Raw genomic sequence first — 23,952 nt, 5'->3', positions numbered from 1 at the left:
TTGACAAACTTAAATATAGTCCTTATAATTCAAGTTGATTCTACATAAACTCTTTGAATTTATTTTGTATATAAATTTTTCTTTCCTTTTCCAGTCTTGCATCCACAATAGGTGATGCTTCATTGACAACTCTGTTACACTTGCTTACTATTTGCTGAATTACATCCTCCAGTTTTTGCGCCGATTCAAATTTCAGTTCATGCTTGTATAAACTTCCATTTTTTTCTACAAAAATATTATTCATTCCATTTACCATAATTTCTGTTATCTCAGAATCATCAACAAGAAGTTGCAGAACATCAAGCTTTCTGATTGAATAAAAAAGTTCTTTCCTAAGTCTTAGCTTTTCATTTAATGAAATACTTTGTTCTCTGCTATAATCAATAATTCCCTTATCAATTCGTTCAAGCATTTCATCATCTGATATATCCCTGGAAAAATCCATGCCAGCCAGAATTCTTTCTCTGATTTCTGACTTGAGCTTATCATGCTCCAATTCTGCCACCTCCGGTTACTCTGTGTAGCTTATTCATGTCAAAATCCTCATCTCTTTGCAGATCATTTATCAGCAAATCCACTCTTTTTTGTGAAATGTAGTCATTATCATGAATTACATACAACTCATCACACAAATTAAGAGCATCAAAGAGATCCGACATCCCATCTGAAATATCAAAAACTATAGTGTCATATTTTTCTGTTTCAGCTATTTTCCTGAAGAGCTTTGCATATTCACTGCTTTTTATCATTCTTCCCTGACTTGGTATATGGCATACCGGTACAAAATCCAATTCCTTATCATGCTTAACTATTCTTTCAAGATAGATTCCGAATTTATCATCAGAACATTCCGCAAAATATATTAGATCTGCAATTGTTTCATTGTATTCCGGATTTCTGAGAATTTTGCTGGTACAAAAACTATCCGTATTTATATATAGTATCTTTTCTTTAGCTGCCATTTTCCCGGCATAATCCATTACTTCTGCCGTCTTATCTTTGCTATATCTGGGTGTATAAAATCCTGTTATTGTGAGACTGTTACTTTGATCTTTACCATTTCCTTTAACAACTATTTCAGGAATATCCAGGCACATACTGAGTATGCTGTCAGTAATATTCTCACTCCTTTGATATTTATCAATAAATCTGATATCTGAATCTTCACACCCGTAATAGCTTTCTTTTTCCTCAAGGACATTTTCCTTTTCCTTAAGAACGAGTATATGTTTAAAACCAAAGGGTATTTTCTTTTCAAACAACGACTGAGATATCAGAAGAAGAATATTTTTGCCACTGTTTGTAAATTCCGAAAGTCTTGTGATATCCGTAATTCCATAAATACTAAACGGAATGCTCAGGTTATCTCTTATATAGCTGTCCAGTTTATGGCAGTAATTTTTATCACTGTCACAAATTATCAGTAAATTGTTTTTCATTTTTGTCCTTTCTTGTTATGAATTTCAGATGAGAATGCATTTCCCTGTGACCAGCAAAGTACTGATGAGAATCGGTAATGCAAAATGAATTGTCTGATGCAAATTCTTTTTCTTGATGACTTTTATCAATCCGAAAACCGCACCGATAAAAAAAGCAATTACAACTATTGAAATCATTTCTTCAGTTGAAAGAAATATAGAAATGCTTGTTAAAAGCTTTAAGTCTCCGCCGCCAATTCCTTTAATCAGATAAACCGGAAGCAGTAACAAAAAAGTAATGGCAGCTCTAAGTATCAAAAGCAAAATTGATTGATCGTTACCGGCTCCAAAAAAGCTCAATGCAACACCAGTCACAAATCCACAGAGGAGCCATACATTAAATATTTTATTTTTATACACATCCGTTATTGCCGATCCTGTTACCAGGCAATACAAAATCGAAGTCGTCATAATAATCTCTGTCATCCTTTCATTAAGAGATAAGATAAACATGCCGGTGTTTGTGCGAGTGCACAGATGAGCTTAGTATGAACAGGGAGGGCTATGAAAGCCTGCACCGGCATATTTAGATTTTTACACTGATTGCTGCTCACATCCATTGGTTGAGCAACGGTAGCGATATTAGCACCATGTTTTTTGCGGTGCAATAGGGAAAAATTTTGGAGTTTTATTTCGATATTTTTATTAAGAATTTCTTAATATTCCGCATAAATGCGATAAAAAAGCCAAACAAACAATCCGAAAAATGTTTGTTTGGCAAAAACATTAATTATAAGAAGAAAAAATTTTCCAAAAAATAAATCTTAAATTTTATTTAATTTCTTAAGCCATATATCCTCTGGATGTATAATTGTCCGAAACGCTCTCTGTCAGACGGCTTTTTCCATAGGTTAACCCAACATAAACCTTTGGAACATTTGTCATCAGCGCTTCTTCTTTATTTTGCTCCTCCAACTTAAGATATGCTTCATGAAGAGAATCAAAAGTTTTCTTCACATGAGTTAAGTCATCTTTACTTCTCTTTGCTATAGACTTTAATATTTGTCCTTTTTCAAAAATATATAAAGAGAGTAGATTTTTCCCAAGTTCATAGCCAAGGTTAAGTGAATGAATCAGCTCATCAATACAATTCATTGATTTTGACAGCTCTTCTGCAAAGCCTTTTTCATCGCCTTCTTCAAGCTTTCGCTCTCCTTCACTGATATAGTCAAGAATCATCTCGTACAAAATTGTGATCATCTGGGTTTTATTGGCCATGGTTATTCTACGTGTATATGCCAAAATCAGGTCCTGCGTCATAATTTATACCTCATTACTGGAGAAGCTGTAATATCTGTTGCGGTCTTTCATTTGCCTGAGCAAGCATGCTTGTTCCAGCCTGTGAAAGAACCTGTTGTGTAGAATATACTGTCATCTCATCAGCCATATCTACATCCATTATTCTTGAATAAGCAGCTGTCATATTTTCACTGGTTGTATTAATGTTGCTGACTGTATGATCCAGTCTGTTCTGATAAGCTCCAAGCCTGCTTCGTATAGCAGATATTTTCTGTATTGCACTTCCTATATCTGTTATCGCCTGATCTGCACCTGTATGAGGAGCCTCCTTTATTCTCTCATCAGCAGCTCTTTCAATTTCTTTCGTGTATTCCCAGAAATTCTCCTGTATTTGAGCCTTTTTTTGATCATAATCCGGATCCCACGGGTCCAGTCCAGCAATTTCAGAATTACTCCTTCTTAGTTTCTCAACTATTTTTCTTGCTTCATCCACATTTATGAAATGATATGGCTCTTCATCTTTTAGCCCCCTGGTATAATCTATGACTCCTTCTTTACTGTTATAAAATGTTGTATCGATTATATCTTCAGCAGTTATTTCGCTTCCATAAAGATACTGTTTGACCTCATCACTATTTAGAAATTCAACCGCATCTATGAGATCTGTCTTATATGTTCTGCTGACATCTACATAAGCTATACCAAGATTCGACAATGTAACTCTGGGTATTCTTATATCAAGCACCTGCCCCTCATTGGCACCAACCTGCATTGTCATTGCACCTTTTCTTGTTAGTTCAAGATCAATTCTCTCGCCTTTTAGATTTTTATTTACTTTTATTTCCAGCTCTTTTCCATCTCTTGTGGATATTTTCAGCAAATCTCCATCCACAGAAACGCTTGCCTGATACATGTAATTAATCTCTGTTTCCCGACCCTGATACTTTGTTATTTTTGTTACATCAATTTTTACAGAATCAGTCCTATATCCGTTTGAATCAAGAAGCGTTATTTTTCCTGAATTATCGTCGTAGGAGCAATAAATCTCCTCAAAGTAGTAATTCCCGCTATCAATGACATCTGAATAAGTGTTTACTGTAACCAGCGGATCAGTATCTTTATCAAGGGTAGAATAACCGCGAAAATCAAATGATCCATCAAGCAGAGTCTGTCCATTAAACTGTGTAGCATCTGATATTCTTGTTATTTCATCCTTCAGCTGAGCTATTTCATCCTGAATTATCTCAAGATCACTGTCGCTATTGGTTCCATTAGCTGCCTGAATAGCAAGCTCGCTCATTCTCTGAAGAATATCATGGACTTCTGAAAGTGTTCCATCAGCAGTCTGTATTACCGATATTCCATCTCCGGAGTTGCCGCCTGCCACACCGAGGCCTTTAATCTGTGCATTCATTCGCCTTGATATCGCCAGTCCTGACGGATTATCCTTAGCATTTGCGATTTTTAAACCGCTAGAGAGTCTTTCAATTGACTCTGCGAGCTTATTGTCATTAGCAACCAGCGCATTATTTGCGATCATTGCTGAAATATTATAATTTACCTGCATGATGACCTCCGATTCTGATATTAACTATACCGAGTGTACAAAAATCTCTGCCATCCTTAGCAATGTTCGCTTATCGAAAACTCCATTTCCCGATCCCGTTACTGCAGATCCTGCTTCTTGTCTACGGTAAAAAACTCCAATATTTTCAGGTTCTACAGACAAGTTCTCTTCCTTCTCTGATAGACCTCTGATAAATTTCTCCTTCACATCCGACAAATATTCGGATAAATCCTCTGTTTGCCGGTAAGCTGAAGCAAATGCACCAATAACCTTATTTTCACTTACAGTCATGGCCATCGATACCTGCCCAAAATCAGGTGTTTCAATCTCAGCTTCAACACGGCTTCCATCCAGTTCATTTTCTTTAAAAGTGACGTGCATCGATACAAGTCTGCCATCAATCTCAACAGGGATTTCGTAGCTTTCCTGCTTTGACATCTTAGAGGCAACTGTCAGCTGTTTTTGCATAAGATGTATTGTCTTTACATCAATATAAGAATCAGCTTCTTCCATCAGGAGTTCGTTCAAACTCTCTGATAATCCCATTAATTTTTCTTCATAAGCACTCTCATAATCATCGCTGTCAATTAAATCCTGAAGCATCTCCTGTCTCACCTCTTTAAAGGCAAGAGTGGACATTTTTTCTGCAAGACTCCAAACAGAATTATTCCTTCCTTTTCTTCCGGACTTTAGATTTATAAGTGCCTGAACCATATCTGTATTTGCTGCAATACCATGCTTTTCAAGCTCTGTCACTATTTCATCTGTGGATTGAAGCGCAGCGATTTTTCGCATTTCCTTTGCTTTTTCACTGTAATACTCTTTTTCTGCGCTCTGTCCTTCCAGGGAAGTCTCTTCCATCGCCAGTTTTTCTGCAAGTTCATCCAGAAGCATTTCTTCTTTCGCATCTGCCTTAAGCAATTTCTCCGGCTCTAGATTTTGATAAACAGTATCAGCGCTTTCACTATAATGCATAAATGCTGATTCTATCTGCGAAGAGATGGATTTACTATCGGTATCTCTACCTATAAGCCCGCCAAAATCATCATCGACTTTATAATCTAAACCCTTTTTCTCTTTCTTAAGCGTTCTTGTGGCAGATAACAGATTCTCTATCGTCATTTCAGCACCTGTCTCCAAAACAACGCCTATTGCTGCGTTATCTGTGATTTTCAGATTATGAAAAAGTCTGTATATTCCTATATATGTTTCCTTCTCTTCAGGTGTTATTTCGGCATTCTTTTCGAGTTTATAAAGAAATCTGGAATACTTTTCTTCCTGCTTTGAGGAATCTCCCTTATCCTGTCTGCCAAGCTCATCGCTAAGCTCATTTATAGTCATCTTCAAGGGATTATGCCCGTCCCTTATCATATTAAGAACTGCTCCGGGCTTTAACTTATTTACAGTATTCATAAGTTTTTCATCAATTGTACGAACACTTTCAATGTTTTCTTTAGTGATCTCCATATGGTTATAACCAAGGATTCTCACTGCCCGTCTGTTTTCTTCATTTATCTCCTGACCCTGATCCTTAAGCAGTGTGTCAATATTCCTAAATGCCTTTTTTATATTATCCCCAAGATCAGCTCTTACCTCTGTGCCAACTGCTTCATAGGTCTTTCCGGCCTTGTCATATCTTTGCTTTAAAGTCTTAGCCTCCTGATATATATCGCCAAAGGTTTCACTCTCTAAAAGATTATGTCTGCCTGCAATATCAACAGGGAAAAGCTTAAGCTCAGCCACTTTTGCCGTTGTCTCTTCAAACAGCAGATACTTTGAGCTGTCTTCTTCAGAAAATAGTTCCTTGCCAAGGCTCTCAATTTCCTTCGTAAGTGCTTCGATCACCTGTTTAATGGGCTCTGTTTCAAGCTTAAAGCCTTTATCCAAAAGTCTTAAATTTGCACTGACAGTCATTGAAAGTCTAATCTCTTCCAATTGTTTTCTTGCTTCAAGAAATTCTCTTCTCTCATCATTATTCCCGGCTTCTTCCGGATGATTCACAAATTCTCTATTTACATTTTCAATGACATTTTTTTCAGAACTTACGGTATCTTCAGGCATAGGAAGTCTATGCTCATCTGATAGCGCTTTATCAGTGCCTGCTTTTTTATCGTTATCTAAATCTTTTTGCTCAGCACTAAGGTTTTCAATATTTAAAACTTTATCCTCTGACAACACTCTTTCTATAGCTTTATCAGAAATATTTGTAACTTCATCAGCTATCTCAATAGCCTTAAGTAAATTATTGCTCTCAGTATTATCATTGATTACAGCAGCATTTCTGTTTGAGATTGAAGCCACTGTCAATTTAACTATTTCTTCTTCACTGATAGGCAATTCAATGCTGCCAAGTTCATGAACTTTTTTCACATTATCTGTTGTAAGAGGTATTCCTTCCTCTATCATCCATCTGGCTTCTTCAAGGTTCTTTTTATCAGATGAATCAAGTCCGGACTCATCAATAATTCTTTTAACCTGATCCTCTACTGCATCCCATTCAAGCTTTTCAGCCTTTGTTCCATAATAGCCTTCTGTCTCAAGTGCAATATAGGTTCCGGTTTTTCTGTTCTGTCCGTTTGTGGCATGTTCTGCCATGTAAATATTATCAATGGTAGGCTCCATGTTATTCAGTGTCATGTATTTTAGCGCACCATCACTGATAGCAGTTATATCCTTGATTTTATCTATAGCTGCTACAATTTCCTTTACATTCTCCTGTGTAAGTGGAATATCATTTTCATGAAAAGATGAAGCAATCTCATTTGCCAGACCACTGCTTCCTGTGATCTGCTCAAGCTCCTTAGCTGATAAGTCATCTGTATATCCGATAATCTCTGTTCCTGACACGGCTAGTGTTGCCTTAATTTTATCAAGAATGGTCACAGATTCCTCCGGACTCATCTCTCCGAAGTCAAATCCATCCGCTGCTGCCTTTGCAAAATCATCAGCGGACATATTATTTGCCATTATAGACATGTAGTTATGTCGAACGGCAGTATCTGTGTTCTGCGCTTCTGCAATAATGTCATTTTTTGTCTTCCCATTATTTGCATATGCCTGATTATTTAGAAAATTACCATTAAGATCAACTGCAAATGCACCTTTTACGTTACCGTTCTTCTGGTATGCAGATGTGTAAATCTGACCTGCGTCCATGCTTTTTAATGGTCTGTCTAAATCGGATTCCATTCCATTTATTGTATTTAAATTTACGTTCATTTATATTCTCCGATTTCTAAGCAAAAGAAAAAAGGTGACAACACCTATAGTGTTTATCACCTTTTATTTCGGAATATTTATTTAAAATCTTAATGATCCTTATTTTGCTTTCTTAGTTGTTGTCTTTTTGGTTGCTTTCTCTACATCTTTTTTCTCAGCAGGCTTCTTAGCGCTTGCTTTTTCTACAACCTTCTTTTCATCAACCTTTTTTGCCTCCGGATTCTGGAAAACAAAAAGCTCTGCACCATATGGCGGTATTGTCATCGTGATACTATAATCCTTGTAATCGCAAAGTCCCGGAACAGCTTTTATACTATCCGGTATTCCAGTACCACATCCGGCATACTTTTTGTCCGCACTATCAAGAATATGCTTATAAGTTCCTGCAAACGGAACTCCAACCTTATAATCCCTGACTTCCATAGGTGTGAAGTTAATTACAAAAAGAATATTATCCTTACCATTGGCAGCTCTTCTATAGAAACTGTAAATGCTGTGGTCCGCATCATTTGCATTAATCCATTCAAAACCGCCCCAATCGTTATCTACTTCGTAAAGTGCAGGATATTTGCGATAAATCTCTAATAAATCTCTTACATAATCCTTCATTCCGCGATTGAGATCTTCCTGAAGAAGGAACCAGTCAAGCTCTCTTTTCTCACTCCATTCACGTTCCTGTCCAAAATCCTGTCCCATGAAGAGCAGCTTTTTACCGCTATGGCCGAACATAAAAGCGTAACCTGCACGAAGATTAGCGTATTTGTCCACCTTATAGCCAGGCATTTTCTCAACCATTGAACACTTAAGATGAACAACTTCATCGTGTGAAAGCGGAAGGATATAGTTTTCAGCATTATTATAGCTCATGGCAAATGTCATCATGTGATGAGCGCCTTTTCTGAAATACGGATCAAGCTTCATATATTCACAAAAATCATGCATCCACCCCATATTCCATTTGAAGCTGAAATTAAGACCATCATCTTCAACAGGAGCTGTAATCTTAGGCCATGCTGTAGATTCCTCAGCAATCATCATAACATCAGGATAAGTTCCTCTTACTACGCTGTTAAGATGTTTAAAGAATTCAATGGCTTCATAATTCTTGTTACCACCATCTTTATTAGGAACCCACTGTCCATCCCTCTTACCATAATCAAGATAAAGCATGGATGCCACTGCATCAACACGGAGACCATCGATATGAAACTCCTTGATCCAGAAAAGAGCATTTGCAATAAGGAAATTCTTTACTTCATTTTTTGCAAGATTAAAAATCTTGGTTCCCCAATCCGGATGTTCACCCTTTCTTGGATCCGGATCTTCATAAATGCATGTACCATCAAAACAGCCAAGGCCGAATTCATCAGGACAAAAATGCGCCGGAACCCAGTCAAGAATTACACCGATATTATTCTTATGTAAAAGATTTATCAGATACATAAAATCAGTAGGCTCGCCATATCTGGAGGTCGGTGCATAATATCCTGTCACCTGATATCCCCATGAGCCGTCAAAAGGATGTTCAGCTATACCTATCAGCTCGATATGTGTATACTTCATCTCCTTTAAATATTCAACTACTCTGTCAGCAAATTCTCTATAACTGTAAAAGCCATCCTCTGTTCCATCCGGATGCTTCATCCATGACCCAATATGACATTCGTAGATGGCAATCGGCTGTCTATTCAGATCCTTACCTTTTTTGCCTGAATACCACTTGTCATCACTCCATTTAAACTTTGATAAATCCGTTGTTCTTGAAGCATTACCAGGTCTCAGTTCAGCATAATTTGCGTACGGATCTGCTTTATAGAGTTTTCTACCATCAGGAGTACGAATAAGATATTTGTACAGTTCTCCTGTACCTACTCCAGGAATGAATAATTTGTAAATTCCCATGTTTCCGATTTTTTCCATCGGATACATTTCCTCATCCCATCCATTGAAGGATCCTATAACATGTACTGATTCGGCATTAGGTGCCCAAACAGCAAAAAACATCCCCTTTACGCCATTTTCCTCTGAGACATGTGCCCCTAGTTTTTTGTAAATATCATAATGAGTACCTTGTCCAAATAAATACTCATCCGCATCTGAAATAAAAACTGTCTGACCCATATCTAATCCCCTTTTAGAAAAATTTTGCATAAACATTATAGCATAAACATATATTTAATGAAGGAAATCCTTCTCTCGAAGAATTATCATGTCTTCCTTATCAAATCGTTTTCTGAACAAAACATCAAAATAATGCCCTACTGAATACTTATCAGCATAGTAAATGGCATCATCTACCATTTCCTTAACTTCAGAAACAGTCACCTCATGATCCAAAGTCTGTCTCTCGGAAATCTTCTGATGAAGCGCAAGAATTCCAAGATTGTCGATAACGTGCTCCTTCTCTAAAGCATATTGCTCAGCATATGCCACCAGAGAATCATCATCAAGAGCCTCTATATCTACTCGAACATTGAAGCATTTTTTAAGATCCGGATATTTATCAAGGAGTCTGTCTATATCATCCTTGGTATCCTCAATAACGACGATGTATCCCTTGTTCTCGCTCTGCAGCTGCTTTAACAAAGTGATAACCGTATCTTCTTTTAAATCTGCAGCTCTTCTGATAATAAGAGCTCCATTAACAATCTTATCAAGAATTGAACTTACAGAGCTTTTATTCAGCTTGATTGCTGTGATCATAGCAACCTTACCTGAAAAATTATCATCTGTAGCCTGAACAGCTTTGATAAGTCCCTTTGCAAGGTTAACTGTACCTGCGCCCTCTTCACCTGTAACTATGGCATTATTTGTGTATGCAGCCATACTAAGGCTGTCTATAGCACGAACTATCTGCCTTCTGGATTTTTTATGATGGATATAAGGTCCAAACAGTCCCTTTTCCTCGGGAGTCATAACACGGACTCTCTCATCTATTCCTTTATCATCCTTATCATCTTCGAGATCCACATGCTCATTTACTTCTGAGACTTCTGCTTCTTCTTTGGCAGATTCTGTTGTTTCTTCTACAAATTCTTCCTTATCTTCTGCACCAGCATTTTGAGTTGTTTCACTATACCGGGCGTCTTCTTTCTTTTCCTTAACGGACTCTCTGACAGCCTTTTCTATTTCTTCACTGCTAATCTCTGTTGTTTCACCAAGATCCACCTCTGCTGCCCTGGTGTTTTCTTCAGGCTCCTTAGAGGATTCCTCCTCTACTCCCAAGTACTTAGCTGTCTCTAAATCCTCTCCTGTAATGAGAACCATTGACTGAGTATTTTGAAGGTCATCAACAGTCTTAATCTCAGACTGATCTTCCTCAGTAATAGCTTCATTATCAGAAAGCTCCTGCTGCGTGGTATCTATTTCATCACTCGCATATTCATCAGAAGAAAGCTCCTCATTTTCCGGCTCTTGGGCATAGAAGTCATTACTTTCCTGCTCTGCATTTGAACTTTCTGTATTTAACAGTGTTTCATTATCAGGCAGTTCTTCACTACTTACCGATTCCTCCCCCTTTGAATCGATATCTTCTTCATAATTGACATCGTCTATAGAATCGACTTCAGAAACTAATGGCTCCTCAATGGCACTATCCGCTGAGGTGATCTGCTCATTCTGTATTTCAGCATTAGATTTAATCAAAGCTTCTTCAGGCGAGATTTCACCATCAAGCATAGGCGATACAAGATTTTGGTCAAATTCCTTAAAAAGCTCACCTGTCTCTGAGTCAGCCAGCTTTTTAACTTTCTTGTATTGCTGATCCTGTTGCTGCTTTTTATAGTTTTCCCAGTCCTGCATAAACTCATTAATGCTTATCTGACCGGTTATCTGTTTCTCTACCTGCTTGGAATCATCGATAGCAAGACTTATCTGACCATCATATTCCTGAGAAAGCATCTTATCGAAGGAATTATTGATCTGATATCTTACATTTGGCTTGATCACCGCACCGGGAACTTCATCCTGTAATGGCTCGTCCGTGAAAACCGCACCCTTATACATTGCATGATCCTGCATAGCAGAAGCAGCAAGATTAGCTGCTATTTCCTTATCCTTTAATTCCTCAGCAATTGAGGCACTTTGCGGACTGGTAGGCAGCATATCTCTAGCCTGTTCTATTTCCTCCGCATTCCATATCTTTGTATCAGTATCTGCTACAGCCTCTCTTTTTGGTTGAGATGCAAGTTTCGTTACAGGCATTTCAAAAAATACTCTACTCTCTCCTGCTGCCTGTTCGCTTTCCTGCTCATTCTGCAGTTCTGCATACTGCTCCCCACCGTATTGATCAGTAGACTCAAAGCTTTGTCCTTCAACGGGAGTCTGTGCTAAGTCTTCAGTCACCGCAGCTTCATTTACAGGCATTTGATAGACACTATTGTCAACCGGAGCTGTTCTGTCTTCATAAAAGAGCTCTGACATCGAAGGCTTTAAAATCTCTCCTGTGGTGTCAAACATTTCTCCTGTATCAAGGTTCTCTGTCTCATCACCCTCTTTAACAACCTGAGGCCCGTGTGCATCAGCAAAAAGAGCTGCATCAGGATTCTCTGTAAGCATATCCTTAAGGTTTGCAGCAATTTCCTTCTGCAGATCAACAGTATTATATGTATCCACATTAACAGTAGGTACTGAGAATGAATCTTCTAATGGCGTCTCATACTGAAGCTCTTCCTGCGGTCTGTCATAAACCATGGTATCCTGAGACAGATTCTCCGAAACCGGTGCTTCATATGCGGTCTGTCCATAAGCCTGTTCTGCATATGTCTGCTGCTGTAAATCCTGCGCATAATTATTTTGTGCATAAGGCTGCTGCGCAACATTTTGATTATCATAATAAGCAGCATCTGATGAATAGTTATAACCAGCAGATGTACTTAGCTGTTCATCTGATATTTCCGGAAGTTCTCTTGTGGGAGACTTTCTTGCATCCACCACATCTTTTCCCGGAACAGAATCCTGCATATCCGGTGCATATAAGCTGCCACTGGTTTCTGCCTTATATTTTGCATAAACTGCTTTTTGTTCAGGGGAAAGAGGCTCATGAAGAGCTTTTAATTCAAGAGCTTTAATTACATATCGGCCCTCTCTCATGTACAGGAAAAGTTCGTCACATTCCTCTATACATTCTGTAGTGAGTCCGACTCTGTGATATAGATAGGCCAATTCATACGCCCATTTTTCGTTGTAGTCGTGCTTTTTATATTCCTCCAGTACAGCAATACGTTCCTCAAGGCTTACTTCCTGAGCCTCATACAGCTTGTACTGCAGAATATATCTGGCTGTGTTTCGTGGAGCAAGTCTCACAAATTCCTTGTAATACTCGACTGCCTGGACAAATTCTCCCATAGCAATAGCAAGCTCACAGAGTGAGTATACAATCTCTCTTCTCGTCGGACTTCTGTCATATGCGAGAAGTAAGATATCCCTGCTCTCCTCCAGCCTCCTGTTTACCTTATACAGATCACTGATTGCACAAAGCATACCGACACTCTTAACTCTCTTCCAGTCAATTGTGTCGGCAATCCTTACTGCTTCTGCAAAGCGCTGTGCCCTAATCAGCGATTTTATCTCTTCTGCTCGAATTTTATATTCTGTTTTATCCAAAATATTGTCCTCTAAAACTTTTTCATACTACATCTAGTGAAATTTTAGCATAGCAACGTTTTGATGTCAAAAATCACGATGTTTAATTTTCGCTTATTTCTGCGGTTTTTCTCGAATTTAATTTCATAATGTGGCAAAATAATAAATGTACTGATAGAATAACTAGACAAATCAATATTTCATTAAATATTACTACCTGATTGGTTTAGTCTGAAGCATTTTAAAAGCATAATGAAAATAATTTTATGAACGGAGAATATTTATGCCTACACTTGGATGTGCGTCCGGAACACGGGCAATTATTGAAAAGTATAATCTGAGTATACAAAAGAAATTTGGCCAGAACTTCCTTATAGATGATTCTGTTTTAAGCACAACTGTCAAAGCTGCCGGAATTACAGATAGCGATACAGTTTTGGAGATCGGTCCCGGTATCGGTACCATGACACAATATATAGCTGAAAGTGCCGGGAAGGTTATCGCTGTCGAAATCGATAAGATGCTCATTCCCATACTTGCTGATACATTATCAGACTATAATAATGTGACAGTCATAAATGAAGATATTTTAAAATTCGATATAGAAAAAGCTGTTCAGGAAGAAAATAATGGCAAACCAATAAAAGTTGTTGCCAACCTTCCGTATTATATTACTACGCCCATACTTATGAGACTGCTTGAAAGTGAGCTTCCCATAGACAGTATCACCGTAATGGTTCAAAAAGAGGTAGCTGACAGAATGGCAGAAAAACCGGGTTCCAAAGACTATGGAGCTTTATCTTTAGCTGTTCAATACTACACGGAACCTACCATGGTTCAGGTTGTTCCTCCAAGCTGTTTTATTCCTCAGCCCGGAGTTGACTCTGCTGTTATTAGTTTAAAATGCCACAAGAATCCTCCTGTAGATGTTGTTGACTCAAAATTCATGTTTTCTGTTATCAGGGCAGCCTTTGCACAAAGACGTAAAACCCTTTCCAATGGCGTTGCAAACGGAAACCTTGGTCTTGACAGACAACAGGTAGTATCCGCACTTGAAGAGATGGGGCTTAATCCATCAATTCGCGGGGAAAAACTGAGCTTGGAAGAATTTGCCAGACTTGCAAATTTACTCTATCCCCTGACTAAGTAAAGCATTTTAAGGAGAACTAATGATTTTTGAAACACACGCTCATTATGATGATGAGGCATTTGATAGCGACAGAGATTTACTTTTATCCTCTATGAAGGAAAATGGAATTGGAACTATTGTAAACGCAACTTCCAGTAAACGAACTGTAGAACAATCTATTGAACTGACGAAAAAATATCCATTCATTTATACAACCATAGGTGTACACCCCAGTGATTCTGCTGAAATGAACGATTCAGAATTGAAATGGCTCGAAGAAATGTGTTCTTATGAGAAAGCCGTAGCCGTTGGCGAAATTGGTCTCGATTATCATTACGATGAACCGTCAAAAGACATCCAGAAAAAGTGGTTTGAGGCCCAGATAGAAATGGCAAAGCGCACAAAACTCCCTGTTATCATTCACTCAAGAGATGCTGCTAAGGATACTCTTGATATGATGAAAGCTTTAAATGCCAGAGAAGTTGGCGGTGACATTCACTGTTTCTCCTATTCAGTTGAAACAGCAAGAGAATATCTTAATATGGGATTTTTCCTGGGAATCGGCGGAGTAATAACTTTCAAAAACGGAAGAAAACTTCGTGAAGTTGTCGAGTATGCTCCCATTGAGCAGCTCGTTATAGAAACCGATTCTCCTTATCTATCACCTGAACCCTACAGAGGAAAAAGGAATTCTTCCCTTAACCTGCCGTTTGTCATAGAAAAGATTGCTGAAATCAAGAATCTTTCCGCAGAAGAAGTCATTGCCATTACAGACAATAATGCCAGAAGACTTTATCATCTGTAATATTCGACTTCATGCAGCCTTGACCAGAATAGGCTTCGGATAATTTATGGGCGTGGGAAACATGTAACAGTTAATTATTTAACTCTGACAGAATAATTTCCCCGGCCCGTAACGATTCCTGAACCATGATAATTCTCTGATTGGAAGACCCTCTGAATTTTAATGTTATATCTTTAAGATCCAGCTTGAATTCTCCATCCACCAGCATATCGATATTATTCAGTATTTCCATGGTATCATCCGAGTGGCATCTTTTATTATTTTCATCCAATAGTTCTTCCCAGGTATAACCACTGTAAATCCATATGTTTTTTCCCGGAAGTTCCTCTTTTATACGCTTAATAAACGGATTTATAGCCTTCTGATTTAATATCTCCATAGGCTCGCCACCAAGAATTGTAAGTCCTGCGATATATGCAGGCTTCAGGGACTCTATAATTTCATCCTGCGCTTCCTCTGTGAAAGGCTTTCCAAAATTAAAATCCCATGTCTCCTCATTGAAGCAGCCTTTACAATGGTGAGTGCAGCCTGATACAAACAAGGAAGTTCTTACCCCCTGTCCATTAGCAATATCTGTAGTCTTTATTTCTCCATAGTTCATATTTTATTTCCTATATTCTTTCATTAAATTATGAATATCAATTGCGACATTCTCATGTGAATGGTCATTCATAGCAAGGTGCTGTTTATTTTATGAAATTCCACCGGAATTCCAATAAGTCAAAAAGGGACTACCTAAAGATAGCCCCTTTCTATATTTAATATGATTTACGTTTTCTGATCATGCCGGAGAACAAAATTAGAATTTCCGTCAAACTGAAAATCCCAAATATTTACAGATGTAATACTCTCTCTTTAATCTCCTGTGTACGTCCCTGATTCCAATACTGCGTACCAATGTATCCACATGTACGTCTGGCTACATTCATCTTTGCCTGGTCTGTATTTCCACAGTTAGGACATTTCCAGATGAGCTTTCCATCTATATCAGTTTCGATCTGTATCTCTCCATTATAACCACAGCACTGGCAGTAATCACTCTTTGTGTTGAGCTCAGCATACATAATGTTCTCATAGATATACTGCATTACAGAAAGTACTGCCTCTATGTTATCGTTCATGTTCGGAACTTCAACATAGCTGATAGCTCCTCCAGGAGAAAGTGCCTGGAACTCAGATTCAAACTTAAGCTTTGTAAATGCATCGATCTTCTCAGTTACATGAACATGATAGCTGTTTGTTATATAGTTCTTATCTGTTACACCATCGATAATTCCGAAACGCTTCTGAAGCGCTCTTGCGAATTTGTATGTTGTAGATTCAAGAGGTGTTCCATAAAGGCTAAAGGAAATATTTGTCTCAGCTCTCCATTTAGCACATTTATCATTCATGAACTGCATTACTCTCAGAGCAAAATCCTTACCGGCAGGATCAGTGTGTGTCACACCCTTCATGAATTTTGTACACTCACAAAGTCCTGCATAACCCAGTGAAATAGTTGAATAGTTTCCATAAAGAAGCTTATCAATAGTCTCACCCTTTTTAAGTCTTGCAAGAGCTCCGTTCTGCCAAAGAATAGGTGCAACATCTGAAGGAGTTCCAATAAGGCGATTATGTCTGCACATCAGTGCCTTTTTACATAACTCCGTGCGCTCTTCCATGATTTCCCAGAATTTTGCTTCATCACCGCCTGAAGAGCATGCTGCATCTACCAGATTTATTGTAACAACACCCTGATTGAATCGTCCGTAATATTTATGTTCACCCTCTGTATAATTCTGTGCTTTTGAAATATTACCCTTATTGCACAATCCCTCAGCATTTTCTTCGCTGTCGACTGTAAGGAAGCTTCTGCAACCCATGCATGGATAAACATCGCCTGATTTATATTCCTTCATCTTCTTGGCAGAAATATAATCCGGCACCATTCTCTTAGCTGTGCACTTAGCCGCAAGCTGTGTAAGGTACCAGTAACGAGTACCTTCATGGATATTGTCCTCATCCAAAACATAAATAAGCTTAGGAAATGCAGGAGTAATATAGACTCCCTTTTCGTTCTTTACACCGATGATTCTCTGCTTAAGCATCTCTTCTATAACAAGTGCAAGGTCATCTCGAAGCTGTCCCTCCGGAACCTCATCAAGATACATAAAGACTGTGATGAAAGGTGCCTGACCATTTGTAGTCATCAATGTGATGACCTGATACTGGATAACCTGTACGCCACGCTCTATCTCCTTGCGCACACGCATCTCAGCAATATCCTTTATCTGTTCATCTGTAGCGTCCATACCTGCATCTATAAATTCCTGACGCACTTCTCTTCTGAACTTTTGTCTGCTTACATCTACAAAGGGTACAAGATGTGAAAGTGTAATACTCTGTCCGCCATACTGTGAGCTTGCTATCTGTGCGATGGCCTGAGTTGCTATATTACATGCGGTAGAGAAACTCTTGGGTCTCTCTATCATAGTCTCTGAAATAACTGTTCCGTTCTGGAGCATATCCTCAAGATTCACAAGACAGCAATTGTGCATATGTTGAGCAAAATAATCTGAATCATGGAAATGTATTATTCCGTCCTTGTGAGCTTTAACAACATCCTCCGGCAGAAGGAATCTACGGGTAATATCTCTGCTCACCTCGCCTGCCATATAATCTCTCTGCACGCTGTTTACAGTAGGATTTTTGTTGGAATTCTCCTGCTTAACCTCTTCATTGCTGCACTCGATGAGAGACATAATCTGCTCGTCAGTAGTATTAGACTTACGGACAAGGGCATGACGATAGCGATATGTTATATATTTGCGGGCAACCTCAAATTTACCGGACTCCATGAGTCCATCCTCAACCATATCCTGGATTTCCTCAACGTTTGCCGCTCTGGTAAGTCTATTGCACTTCTCCTCTACCTTAGCTTCAATGTCCTTAATTTGATCTTCAGATAAGCTCTGGTCAGGAGTCACTTCCTTATTTGCCTTCTCGATAGCTGCCAATATCTTGGAACCATCAAAAGTAACCTCTTTACCGCTTCTCTTAATAATCTTCACTGGTTAACCCCCTAGTTATTAAATAATAATCAATAATTCCTCTAGAATTTTATACTTGTTGCGCTTAAAATCTAATTTTTTGGAAAAATAATAGCCACCCGAAACTATATCTTGTGGCTATATATAAAATATAATACATTATATAGTATTAATCAAGTAACAATTTATCGTTATCAAATATTCCTTACAAACTCAAGCCTGTTCAGCATTCTAAGGTATTTAGACAATCTGTTGTTATCCGTAATTTCGTCTCCTGACTCATAGTAGCTGGTATGATAACCAACCACTATATCTTGTGGTTGGTTAAAGATGATCTTACTATCTGCATCTTTTTTAATATTTAATCCAAGAACGTCTCCAAGATGATGAACTGTTCCGTAATTTCCATCTACCAGAAGCATTTTTTCACCGAGAATTTCTCTGTATAAAGGCTTAAAATAATTAAAGTGCGTACATCCAAGAACCAGCGTACTGTATTTCTCATCCGTAGCCCCTATTTCTGAAAATTGTTTCCTTATATAGTTCTTTACAGCATCGCTTTCATAATCCTCACGTTCTGCGAATCCAACAAGTTCCGGCATCGCCAAAAGATCGGCTCTGTGCTTTACATCAACTCTCATGAGAAGATTAGCTAGTTTCTTCTCTCTGATTGTCACAGGTGTTGCCATAACCAGAATCCTTTTATCACAATCTTCAGCATTCTCCACTGCCGGTTTTACAGCAGGTTCCATTCCCAAAATCGGAAGATCATATTTTTCCCTTAGCATTTCAACAGAAACACTTGTTGCTGTATTGCAGGCTATCACTATTGCATCAACTTTCTTTCCGATTAAAAATTTTACTATTTCATCGGTAAAACCTTTAATCTCTTCTTCGGTCTTTAAGCCATAGGGTACATGCCTGGTATCCGCATAAAATATATATTCCTCGTCAGGAAATCTATGATAAGCTTCGTTAAGAACTGATAGTCCTCCGATACCGGAATCAAAAATTCCTATTCGCATATCTTCTCTCCTTGTTGTATCATTATTAATTATGAAAGATTTAATTACATTTGAACTACAAAAATTATATGACGATTCACATGTAAGCCCATTTATTCAGGAGCTTTGTGAATACTACACCTACGGTCTCGACTATGAAGACGGATCTTACCAGGACGAAATCGAGCCTCGTAAAATTGTTGAGCCCGTTTATACTCTGTTCCTTTTACAGAGAAGAGAGATTTTCCTGGATGAGCTCTCTTATATCCGCAAAAAATATCCTCATCTGTTCTCAGGTGTAGAACAGCTTTATGAGGATATTCTAATAAACATGGACATACGTATTCTGGAATCAAAATGCGCTCAAAAACTTGCCGATGCGCTCGACAACAAAGTATCCTCATCAGAAATACTTGAAAAAATCGAAAACCTCTGCTCCCGATATGAGGATTTCTGTGAGGCCCTTGATCCATTCTATTCGTGGATCCATAACTTTTATTCCTGAACTGCCGCGTATTTCATAGAGCAAAAGAGAAGCTGACCTTCATAATTAATTTGAGCCCACTCCCCATCGTCACTTACAGCCACCCTGTCAATGACCGTTCCCTTGGGAACCTTCGTGACAATAAATTCATCACTGGCTGTAGATGGCGTATTTCTTAAATTCAGATCCGCGGTTGTGACTATTTTATCATCTGTACGAGTGTATCCGGCGAGCTCCAAAACCTCAACTTTGGTTTTTGCTTCATCAGGATCCGGCACCAGATATCTGTCATAGACCTTGGCTTTAAAAATCATTCCTATAAGGGTCAGTATTATGATTCCGGTGATGATTGAAGAAATCCTTACTATTATTAAGGGATCTATTCCTTTTCCACCGGTTTCTTCATCCTCCCAATCCTCATCAGCCACTACTCTGGTCTTCTTCCGAAAAGCTTTGGATTTTTCTTCTGCTGCCTTTTCATCCTCATCCAGATAAAACTCTGACGAATCCTCTTCAATACTATCCCGCTCTCTGTCCATCGCTTCGTGCTGAGTTCTATAGTACTCTTCCCTCTCATCAGCGCTCAAAAAATCAAGCGGATCCTGGATTTCAATATTTATTTCTTCTGTAACATGTTCATCATTTGTTATCTTTTTTCTATAATCGTTAAAATTTCTGATATTGTCCGACATGACTTCTCCTCCGGGAAATCCCTTGGTCAACATCTCCCCCTGAATAAGCTCCACTAAATAAATCCAATAGCCCGCACGAATGCACATCCATAGTGAAGCATTACATAAAAGAATGTCGGGTAGACTGACAAATCTGTCTACCCGAGCCATATAATATCACATATTCAAATCAAATTAAAATCATGACACAACTTTATCAATCATGCCCTGAAGCTTAGCTTTACTCTGAGCTCCTACTGCCTGGTCAACCAATTCGCCATCCTTTATGAAAGCAAACATGGGAATTGACATAACGCCATATTTCTGCGCAATCTCAGGCTGCTCATCCACGTTTATCTTACCAACCTTGAGTTCTCCATCATATTCCTTGGCAAACTCATCAATCATGGGTGCCATCATCTTGCACGGTCCGCACCAGTCAGCCATAAAGTCGATCAGTACCGGAAGCTTACTGTTGAGAACTTCTTCTTCAAAGTTGTCAGTTGTAAATGTGTACTCAGCCATCGTCCACCTCTTTCCGCGATAAGAATATCGCTAAAAAAAATAATGTAACCACCCTACCGCTTAATAATATATTTGAAGATTGGATTCCCTTTCGCGGAAAACTTCTCCTCATATTCTGTCATGATATTTCCTTCATTCATTGAAGCATCATTATGCAAGTCATAGGTAACAGCTTCAGCATGCCACCCTGCAGTATTAAGTTCCATCAAAGAAAAATCGAATAGCTCTCTGTTATCTGTCTTAAACTCCAACTGTCCGTCTTTTTTCAGAATCTGATCATATCTTCTGAGGAAGCTGCTGGAAGTAAGTCTTCTCTGTGCATGTCTCTCCTTGGGCCAGGGGTCTGAAAAATTAAGGTAAATCCGATCGACTTCCCCTTCTTCAAATACCTCTGTGATTATCTCAGCTTCCATCCTTATAAATCTGACATTTGTAAGTTCAAGCTCAGTCTGCTTCTGAACTGCTCTTAAAAGTACACTTGAGTACTTCTCAATTCCTACATAATTAATATCCGGATTGACTGCTGCCAAATCCATAATGAAACGTCCTTTACCCGTTCCAACCTCAATCCTTATGGGATTATCGTTACCGAACACTTCTTTCCATTTGCCCTTATTCTGTTCCGGGTTATCAATAGTGAACGGACTTTCTGCGATTCTCTCTCTTGAACCTGCTATATTTCTAAGCCGCATATAATAAATCTTACCTCTCAATATATAATTAAATTGTACCACCAAATGCCACATATTGAAAAGTTTTTGCAGCTTTATCTTTGGTTTTTATCCTCTTTTAGTGTATCATAAACTAACAGAATACTGCTATAAGGAGTTTATATGTATTTCAGTAATTTTGTTAAAAAGACATCTGCTTTGATCATATTTTTAAGCCTATTAATAGAATTCCCTCTTGTGAGCCATGCGGAGTCCGATGCAGAGAGTGCTCAGGTTGCAAGGAAGTCACTTCCTATCCAGAGTAATGAAATCCAGGGCTGGCCCGAGGGCCCACAGATAGGCGCTGAAGCCGCCATCCTGCTTGATGTAAACACAGGAACAATACTTTATGAAAAAAACATTCACGAAGAATTATATCCTGCCAGCACGACAAAGATAATGACATGTCTGCTTGCTGTTGAAAATGCAAGCCTTGATGACCGTGTAGATTTCTCTTATGATGCGATCCATTCCGTTCCTGCTGACGGATCAAAAATCGGAATGGATGCAGGAGAATACCTTTCACTTGAAGAATCCCTGTACGGAATAATGGTGGGTAGTGCCAATGAAGTATCAAATGCAGTCGCAGAGCATGTAAGCGGCTCAATAGATGCCTTTGTAAACCTTATGAACGAAAAGGCTTCGTCACTTGGATGTACCAATACCCATTTTTCAAATACAAATGGACTTCAGTCTCCTGACCACTATACAAGCGCCTACGATCTTGCCCTTATTGCAAAAGAGTTTTTCTCGAACGAACTGCTCTGCAGAGTAGGCAACACACCGCGATATCATTTTGCACCAAGTGCAGGACAACCTGATGACTTTTATCTTAATAACAAGCATAAACTTATCACCGGAGAAATACCTTACGAAGGAATAGTTGGAGGAAAAACCGGATATACTGACCTCGCCAGAGAAACACTGGTTACCTGCGCTGAAAAAAATGGCATGAAGCTGGTGTGTGTTGTGCTCATGGAAGAATCACCTGCACAGTTTACAGATACTGTGACTTTATTTGATTATGGTTTCAACAACTTTAAATCAGTAAATGTAAAAAGTGAAGAAACCGGATACATTCCAAATGATAACGCCTTTTTCACATCAAATGATGATATTTTTAATACTCAAAGCATATCTTTTGAATTTGGAAGAAATGATAATGTTATACTTCCTGTAACTGCTTCCCTGTCTGATGCAGTATCAACTGTTTCATACGACGGAAATACTGATTCTACAGGGATTGTATCCACAATCAACTACTCCTTTAACGGAGTTCCGATAGGTTCAGGACACATCCTCATTTCCCAGAGCGCCCAAGGCGGTTCTTCAAATGACTATTCTTCATCATCAAGAATGATTTATATCAATATGAAGATCATCCTTGCCGTTGTAGCCGTTACCGGAGGTTCAATAATATTTCTTATTTACCTGGCATCCTTGATCGGAGCATTTTCAGGAGTAAGTAAAGAAGACAGAAAACGACTTAACAGACGTAAACGTGAAGCAAAAAAGCGAAGCGGTCCAAGATTTTAAAAAAAGGCGGTTTAGTCCGCCTTTTTCTTATGATCTCCAAGTTTATTAAAATTTTTCTTTTCGGATTTTGCTTTAACCTCTTCCATCTCTTTATCAGTGATGAATTTAAGCGTCTTTACAGCATAATACTTCTGACTCTCTGCCTTTTTTAGTCTGACCTTTGCCTTCATAAAGCCATGCTCTTTACATAATGATACACTGTAAAAATGCTTTCCATTATTGGAAAACCACTTTACCTTTCGTTTTATCGGCTTATTGCAAAGGTAACACTTCGTCCCCATAACCTCAGGATCTGAGAGGAGTTCTTCTTTTGATTTAAACTCTCTGGAGATGTATTTTGCATAATGCTCGAAAATGATGTGAACCTCCTGGTCCTTGGTTTTTGGTGTCACATAATTATCGAATGAGTAATTATAAAAAACCTTTCTGCTCAGTTCACAAAAAATCCTCGCTGTATAATCCGCATCTGACAACGCCCTGTGAAATGCAGTATCCTTCTCCATCCCAAGACTCTCTGTGGCATGCTCAAGAGATCTTCTCATCTTACCATCTTCATATTGTATGCTGAAAAGCTTTTGAACATCATAAAAAGGTAATGGTCTGTCAGAAAGAAGTGGCAGATCATAAAAATCCATATTCCTTTGAAGCTCAGTCAGATCCAAAGGTCCCCATGTACAAAAAGTAGGCTCTTCACCGCACCAATCAAGAAATTCCCTGATAACAGTCACAAACTCTTCACCGCTCTGCAGATCTTCCATTGAAATATGAATCAGATCCTCAGTAATCTTATGCATTTTTTTATAAACAGTAGGTCTTATAAGTTTGCTGAATTCACCAGTTCTTTTTCTATTTTCATCAAGGCGCACCGCGCCTATTTCAATAATCTCAAAAGGAAGTGATTTTCCATTCTTCTCTTTTACTGTTTTACCTTGATTCCATTCCAGATCAAATACTATATAATTTCCCATGTTTT

At 38.5% G+C, this 23,952-nt stretch carries 19 protein-coding genes; 4 read left to right on the top strand and 15 right to left on the bottom strand.

Annotation, left to right across the window (positions count from 1 at the left end):
* Window positions 1-40: 40 nt before the first annotated feature.
* The 8 genes from T501_RS07815 to T501_RS07780 form a co-directional block, all read right to left on the bottom strand.
* The gene (locus T501_RS07815; RefSeq protein ID WP_050008195.1) at window positions 41-496 is read right to left on the bottom strand and encodes an ATPase, T2SS/T4P/T4SS family; all 456 of its coding nucleotides are present in this window, start codon (window positions 494-496) and stop codon (window positions 41-43) included.
* Entirely contained in the window at window positions 486-1,439 is a 954-nt protein-coding gene (locus T501_RS07810; protein ID WP_044914145.1) for a P-loop NTPase family protein, read from the bottom strand. The genes T501_RS07815 and T501_RS07810 overlap by 11 nt, the downstream gene beginning before the upstream one ends.
* Before the next feature lie 24 nt (window positions 1,440-1,463).
* Window positions 1,464-1,904 (bottom strand): prepilin peptidase, encoded by a 441-nt coding sequence (locus T501_RS07805; RefSeq protein WP_207641186.1) that lies wholly within the window; start codon window positions 1,902-1,904, stop codon window positions 1,464-1,466.
* Between the two features lie 357 nt (window positions 1,905-2,261).
* On the bottom strand, window positions 2,262-2,738 hold the full coding sequence (locus tag T501_RS07800) for a flagellar export chaperone FliS (protein ID WP_026510976.1): 477 nt from the start codon (window positions 2,736-2,738) through the stop codon (window positions 2,262-2,264).
* 13 nt (window positions 2,739-2,751) lie between these two features.
* Window positions 2,752-4,284: a flagellin N-terminal helical domain-containing protein gene (locus T501_RS20120; RefSeq protein ID WP_050008194.1), complete on the bottom strand. Its 1,533-nt coding sequence runs from the start codon at window positions 4,282-4,284 to the stop codon at window positions 2,752-2,754.
* Window positions 4,285-4,308: 24 nt separating this feature from the next.
* A complete protein-coding gene (locus T501_RS07790) occupies window positions 4,309-7,503 on the bottom strand; it encodes a DUF6240 domain-containing protein (protein ID WP_044914143.1) in 3,195 nt (1,064 codons plus the stop codon).
* 99 nt (window positions 7,504-7,602) lie between these two features.
* Window positions 7,603-9,624 (bottom strand): 1,4-alpha-glucan branching protein GlgB, encoded by a 2,022-nt coding sequence (gene glgB / locus T501_RS07785; RefSeq protein WP_081843082.1) that lies wholly within the window; start codon window positions 9,622-9,624, stop codon window positions 7,603-7,605.
* Between the two features lie 54 nt (window positions 9,625-9,678).
* A complete protein-coding gene (locus tag T501_RS07780; protein WP_044914142.1) occupies window positions 9,679-13,107 on the bottom strand; it encodes a tetratricopeptide repeat protein in 3,429 nt (1,142 codons plus the stop codon).
* 262 nt (window positions 13,108-13,369) lie between these two features.
* On the opposite strand from T501_RS07780, the gene rsmA reads away from it, so the two are divergent.
* A complete protein-coding gene (gene rsmA, locus T501_RS07775; protein ID WP_026510973.1) occupies window positions 13,370-14,236 on the top strand; it encodes a 16S rRNA (adenine(1518)-N(6)/adenine(1519)-N(6))-dimethyltransferase RsmA in 867 nt (288 codons plus the stop codon).
* 19 nt (window positions 14,237-14,255) lie between these two features.
* Complete coding sequence (locus T501_RS07770) at window positions 14,256-15,020, top strand: TatD family hydrolase (protein WP_044914141.1); 765 nt, start codon at window positions 14,256-14,258, stop codon at window positions 15,018-15,020.
* Window positions 15,021-15,090: 70 nt separating this feature from the next.
* Here T501_RS07770 and nrdG read toward each other — a convergent pair whose 3' ends face one another.
* The 3 genes from nrdG to murI all read right to left on the bottom strand — a co-directional run bounded on the left by nrdG (window position 15,091) and on the right by murI (window position 19,074).
* Complete coding sequence (nrdG, locus tag T501_RS07765) at window positions 15,091-15,621, bottom strand: anaerobic ribonucleoside-triphosphate reductase activating protein (RefSeq protein ID WP_026510971.1); 531 nt, start codon at window positions 15,619-15,621, stop codon at window positions 15,091-15,093.
* 232 nt (window positions 15,622-15,853) lie between these two features.
* Window positions 15,854-18,070, bottom strand: coding sequence for an anaerobic ribonucleoside-triphosphate reductase (gene nrdD / locus T501_RS07760; RefSeq protein ID WP_026510970.1), 2,217 nt, complete (start codon window positions 18,068-18,070; stop codon window positions 15,854-15,856).
* A gap of 173 nt (window positions 18,071-18,243) precedes the next feature.
* A complete protein-coding gene (gene murI / locus T501_RS07755; protein WP_044914140.1) occupies window positions 18,244-19,074 on the bottom strand; it encodes a glutamate racemase in 831 nt (276 codons plus the stop codon).
* A 31-nt stretch (window positions 19,075-19,105) separates the two neighbouring features.
* Here murI and T501_RS07750 point away from each other — a divergent pair, with 31 nt between their 5' ends.
* Window positions 19,106-19,558 carry a hypothetical protein gene (locus T501_RS07750; protein ID WP_044914139.1) on the top strand — a complete coding sequence of 151 codons (453 nt, stop codon included), beginning with the start codon at window positions 19,106-19,108 and terminating at the stop codon, window positions 19,556-19,558.
* Here the strand turns inward: T501_RS07750 and T501_RS07745 are convergent.
* From T501_RS07745 to trmB, 3 genes are all read right to left on the bottom strand, one after another.
* Window positions 19,549-20,229: an SH3 domain-containing protein gene (locus tag T501_RS07745; protein WP_044914138.1), complete on the bottom strand. Its 681-nt coding sequence runs from the start codon at window positions 20,227-20,229 to the stop codon at window positions 19,549-19,551. The two genes, T501_RS07750 and T501_RS07745, sit on opposite strands and share 10 nt — an antisense overlap.
* A gap of 180 nt (window positions 20,230-20,409) precedes the next feature.
* Window positions 20,410-20,733, bottom strand: a complete 324-nt coding sequence (trxA, locus tag T501_RS07740) for a thioredoxin (protein ID WP_026510966.1) — start codon at window positions 20,731-20,733, stop codon at window positions 20,410-20,412.
* Between the two features lie 53 nt (window positions 20,734-20,786).
* A complete protein-coding gene (gene trmB, locus T501_RS07735) occupies window positions 20,787-21,425 on the bottom strand; it encodes a tRNA (guanosine(46)-N7)-methyltransferase TrmB (RefSeq protein ID WP_026510965.1) in 639 nt (212 codons plus the stop codon).
* A 141-nt stretch (window positions 21,426-21,566) separates the two neighbouring features.
* On the opposite strand from trmB, the gene T501_RS07730 reads away from it, so the two are divergent.
* Window positions 21,567-22,979 (top strand): D-alanyl-D-alanine carboxypeptidase family protein, encoded by a 1,413-nt coding sequence (locus T501_RS07730; protein ID WP_050008193.1) that lies wholly within the window; start codon window positions 21,567-21,569, stop codon window positions 22,977-22,979.
* Window positions 22,980-22,990: 11 nt separating this feature from the next.
* On the opposite strand, the gene T501_RS07725 is transcribed toward T501_RS07730, so the two are convergent.
* The gene (locus tag T501_RS07725) at window positions 22,991-23,947 is read right to left on the bottom strand and encodes a 3'-5' exonuclease (protein WP_044914137.1); all 957 of its coding nucleotides are present in this window, start codon (window positions 23,945-23,947) and stop codon (window positions 22,991-22,993) included.
* Window positions 23,948-23,952 lie beyond the last annotated feature (5 nt).

Source organism: Butyrivibrio sp. WCE2006 (genome assembly GCF_000701985.1).
Classification (GTDB): Bacteria; Bacillota; Clostridia; order Lachnospirales; family Lachnospiraceae; genus Butyrivibrio.
This window is presented reverse-complemented; position numbering and strand designations above follow the sequence as displayed.